Raw genomic sequence first — 4491 nt, forward strand, 5'->3', positions numbered from 1 at the left:
GGCCCGCCGAGACGGCGGCGGCTTTTGTGGATGGCTGGCTGCGCACCGGCGATCTAGCCAGTGTTGATGCCGATGGATGTTATCGCATTGTGGGGAGGTTGAAAGATGTGATCATCTCTGGCGGCGAAAACATTTATCCCGCCGAGGTTGAGAGCGTCTTAGCCGGGCACCCGGCCGTTGCCGAAGTGGCACTGGTGGGGATGCCTGACCCGCATTGGGGCGAAGTGGGATGGGCGGCAGTGGTGGTGCGCGCCGGCATTGACTTCTCTGACCAAGACCTGCTCGCGTTTGCCGGCGCGCGTTTGGCTCGCTATAAGCTGCCGAAACGGGTTGTGACCCTTCCCGAACTGCCCAAGACCGGGGCCGGCAAGATTGACAAGCAGGCGTTAAAGCGGATGTTTCAACAGGATGGAGGCAACGCCGCGAGTACTGAGGGGTGAGGTCGTTTCGCTGGGGTAACAATGCCCCCATCTCCATCCCCTCCCCCGCTGGGGTGATGATGCCCCCACCCCCAGCCCCTCCCCCGTTGGGAGAGGGGAGTGTGGCCCCGAAGGGGAGCGCATCCGGTGGAAGCAGAAGGTGAGCGGTGAGGCGCATCAGCCCGCACAGCGGGCTTCGTAAGCATAGCCCGGCCCTTCAGGGCCGGGGGAGATGGTTCTTTACCCTCTGCGGTCTCTGCGCCCTCTACGGTAAACATCCTCCCGCGAGAGGAGGAACAGGTGTATCGTCATAACGAATGGAGCATAGTATGAGCAAGATTCCCACCCTGCCCGGAATCACGTCCACTATGGTGCAAACCCCGCGCTTGCAGATGCACGTCCTCAGCAGCGGCCCGGCTGACGGCGAGCCGGTGCTCTTCGTGCATGGCAATGCCTCGTCGGCGACCTTCTGGGAAGAGACGATGCTGGCCTTGCCGGCGGGTTTTCGCGCGATTGCGCCTGACCTGCGCGGCTACGGCGAGACCGAAGACCTGTTGATCGACGCTACTCGCGGCTGCGGCGATTGGGTAGATGACCTGCTCGCCCTGCTCGACACGCTTGGCATTGAGCGTTGCCATGCGGTTGGTCACTCACTCGGCGGTGTGGTGCTGTTCAACCTGATCGCTGCCGCGCCGCAGCGGATCATCACCGCTACGTTAGCCGCTCCCGGTTCACCCTATGGCTTTGGCGGCTGCAAGGGTCTGAATGGCGAACTCTGCTGGCCAGACGGGGCCGGATCGGGTGGCGGTACGGTCAATCAGGCGTTTGTTGAGCGGATGGCGGCGGGTGACACGACCGATGATGCCGGCGTAGCAGCGCCGCGGGTGGTGATGAACACTTACTACTGGAAGCCGCCCTTCCGCCCGGCCCGCGAAGAGGCGCTGCTGCTTTCAATGCTCAGCGAGAAGGTCGGGCCGCAGCGCTACCCCGGCGACTTTAAGCCGTCACCCAATTGGCCGGGGATTGCGCCGGGAGTGTGGGGGCCGATCAACGCCATCTCGCCCTTGTATGTAGGTGACTCGGTCGAACGCTTTGTAGCCGCCGATCCCAAGCCGCCGATCTTGTGGGTGCGCGGGGCCGATGACCAGATCGTCAGCGATATGTCGCTGTTCGATGTCGGCACGCTCGGCCAGCTTGGCGTGTTGCCCGACTGGCCCGGTGCCGAAGCGCATCCGCCGCAGCCGATGATCAGCCAGATCCGCACCGTGCTCGAATGCTACGCTGCCGCCGGCGGCGCGTACCGCGAAGTGGTGTTTGAGAATTGCGGCCACACGCCGTACATCGAATATCCAGAGCAGTTTAACGCAGCTTTTCATGCGCATTTGGCAGGCAAGGGGTAGGGAAGAAGAAGGAGGGCCTATGCCCACCATCAAAGCCGGCGATCTTGATGTGCATTATCTCGATTACGGCCACGGCGAACCGGTCATCTTCGTGCATGGCAATTGGGCCAGCAGCGGCTGGTGGCTGCGGGTGCTGGAACGGTTGCCCGCCGGCTACCGCGGCTTGGCCCCTGACCTGCGCGGACGCGGCGCGACGCAGGGGCCTGACAACGACTACACGATGCCGTCGTTGGCCGCCGACCTGTGGCACTTCGCCGATGCGCTAGAGATTGAACGCTGCCATCTGGTTGGGCACTCGCTGGGGGCGGCAGTGGTCTTGCAAGCCGCCCTTGACCGGCCCGACCGCGTGCTGACGATTGCTGTGCTGGCTCCACCGTGGGTGGATGGCATGCCTGACGAAGTGTATCAACCTGACCGGCAGCAACTGCTGAAAGACAACCCCGACTTCTTTGCGCAGGCGATCAAAGCGATGGCGCCAACCGCGCCGGAAGACGATCTCTGGCGCGAGTTGGTCGCGATCGGGCATAGCCAGCAGCTCAGCGCAGCCAACGGCGCGATCAACGCCCTCCGCGCATGGAAACCGGGTGACGCCTTGCGGCAAATTGGCGCGCCGGCACTGGTGATGGGCGGCGAACGAGACCCACTCGTCACCGCCGAGACGGTCAAACGCGCCGCCGAGGCATTGGGGGTCGAAGCGCAGATCATCGCCGGGGTGGGCCATTCGGCCAACCTCGAAGCGCCCGACCGGTTCGTCGCATTATTGACGGCACATTGGCAACGCACCCCGTAAGGACAAAGCACGCTGTGTCCCTTGCGGGGACATAGCACACTGTGTTCACACGAGATACGTCAAGGACATCCGTATGACGCCAATCCCAACCGGCACCCGCTACAACCGCGCACACACCATCAGCCAAGCAGACATCGATCGCTTTGCGGCGGTGAGCGGCGACACCAACCCAATCCATACTGATCCGGCAGTGGCAGTGACCACCCGTTTTGGTCGCACCATCGCCCACGGCATGTTGCTGTACGGCTACATCAGGGGCGCGCTGCGCACGCTGGCGCCAACCGGCGTGCAGCGTAAACAGAATCTCAGCTTTACCAATCCAGTCTTTGCCGGTGAAACGATTGAGATCGTTGTCGAGGTACTGGAAAGCGACGGCAACCAGCTTCGCTGCGCGGTGAGCGTCGTGCGCAGCGACGGCAAAGCGGCGTGCAGCGGCGAGACGGTGCTTGAGATCACCCATGCATGACGTTGTGACCATCCAACCTGACGGCCCGGTGGTGGCGATCACGCTCAACCGGCCAGCGCAGCACAACCCGCTCACGCCAGCGTTGCTGGCCGCGCTGCTGGATGCGCTCGCCGCCGCGCGCCACCACCATGGCGTGCGGGCGGTGATCTTGCAAGCCGCCGGGCCGTCATTCTCGCGCGGGATCGACATCGCTGGCTTAGCCGGTCACGCCGAGCGGGTATTGTACGCCGATGAGTTGCTGCGGCAACTCCACCGCGTGATGTTAGAGTTGATCGATCTGCCGGCGCCGTTGATTGTCGCCGTGCAAGGACCGGCCAACGGCAGCGCTATGGGGCTGGTGCTGGCCGCCGATGTGGTCTTGGTCGCGCCGGAAGCCAGCTTCACCGCCTACACTACCACCCTTGGCCTCAGCCCGGAAGGGGGATGGGCAACGCTCTTGCCGCGCTTGATCGGCCAGCGGCGTGCAGCCGAGGCGCTGCTGCTCGAACGCTCGATCAGCGCCGAAGAGGCAGTGGCGTGGGGCTTGGCCAACCGGCTCGTGCCGGCCAGCCACCTCGTCGAAGAGACGCAAGCCGTGGCCCACCAAATGGCGGCGCAGTTACCGGGGAGCATCGCCTGCACCCGCCGGCTGCTCTGGAGTGAACGTGAACGGTTGAGCGCCGAGCTGGATCGCGAACGAGCATTGTTTTGCGCGCAGATCCGGTCAATTGAAGCGAGCATTGGCCTCACCGCTTTTCTTGACCGGCAACGCGCCATGATCAAGGAGGCAGACCTGTGAAACAGCTTGCTGTTGGGATGCAGGCCACGACGCAGCGGGTGTTCGATCACGACCTGATCGCCGAATACGCTGCGCTCTGCGGCGACCAGCCGGGCGAGACCGTGCCGGAACCGTTGATCGGCGCGCTCTTTTCCTACCTGCTCGGCGTGGAATTGCCCGGTTCCGGTTCGGTTTATCTCAAACAAGACCTGACCTTTGTCGATCGCGCGCGCGCCGGCGAAGCGTTAACCGCAACGGTAACGATTACCCACATCCGCGCCGACAAACCGTTGGTGACGTTCCAGACCCGCTGTACCGGCGCTGATGGTCGCCTGATTGCCGATGGCGAGGCGATTGTGATGGCGCCGAGATAGGGAATGGGGAGTAAGACGCGAGCTGCGTGCATGATTTATGGTTCGGGCAGACAGAGGGAGCGAATGAAGCCGGTGCGGGAGAGCAGCAACCCGCTCTGGAAACGTCATTCACCCCTCAACAGCCCGCTGGTGATAGGAACAGGTTAGTCGAAGGAGACCGTTCAATGCAGAGTACCCACCTTGTCTGCCGTGTTGCCATGACGTTGTTAGTGATTCTTGCGCTGGCGCTGAGCGCCTGTGGCGGCGGCCAGACCGCCCAACCGACCGCCGCGCCGCAGCCGACTG

General features: G+C 63.5%; 6 protein-coding genes. All 6 read left to right on the forward strand.

The features are described from left to right. On the forward strand, positions 1-440 hold a 440-nt coding region (locus U9R81_RS13450; RefSeq protein ID WP_322495952.1), incomplete at its 5' end, for an AMP-binding enzyme. A gap of 308 nt (positions 441-748) precedes the next feature. Continuing rightward, the gene (locus U9R81_RS13455; protein ID WP_322495953.1) at positions 749-1819 is read left to right on the forward strand and encodes an alpha/beta hydrolase; all 1071 of its coding nucleotides are present in this window, start codon (positions 749-751) and stop codon (positions 1817-1819) included. Positions 1820-1838: 19 nt separating this feature from the next. Further along, complete coding sequence (locus U9R81_RS13460) at positions 1839-2609, forward strand: alpha/beta fold hydrolase (protein ID WP_322495954.1); 771 nt, start codon at positions 1839-1841, stop codon at positions 2607-2609. A 73-nt stretch (positions 2610-2682) separates the two neighbouring features. Next, entirely contained in the window at positions 2683-3075 is a 393-nt protein-coding gene (locus tag U9R81_RS13465; RefSeq protein WP_322495955.1) for a MaoC family dehydratase, read from the forward strand. Beyond that, positions 3068-3853: an enoyl-CoA hydratase/isomerase family protein gene (locus tag U9R81_RS13470; protein ID WP_322495956.1), complete on the forward strand. Its 786-nt coding sequence runs from the start codon at positions 3068-3070 to the stop codon at positions 3851-3853. Before U9R81_RS13465 ends, U9R81_RS13470 begins: the two co-directional genes overlap by 8 nt. Beyond that, positions 3850-4206 (forward strand): hypothetical protein, encoded by a 357-nt coding sequence (locus U9R81_RS13475; RefSeq protein ID WP_156525285.1) that lies wholly within the window; start codon positions 3850-3852, stop codon positions 4204-4206. The genes U9R81_RS13470 and U9R81_RS13475 overlap by 4 nt, the downstream gene beginning before the upstream one ends. Positions 4207-4491 lie beyond the last annotated feature (285 nt).

Origin of the sequence: Chloroflexus sp., assembly GCF_034435895.1 — a bacterium.
Taxonomy (GTDB): domain Bacteria; phylum Chloroflexota; class Chloroflexia; order Chloroflexales; family Chloroflexaceae; genus Chloroflexus.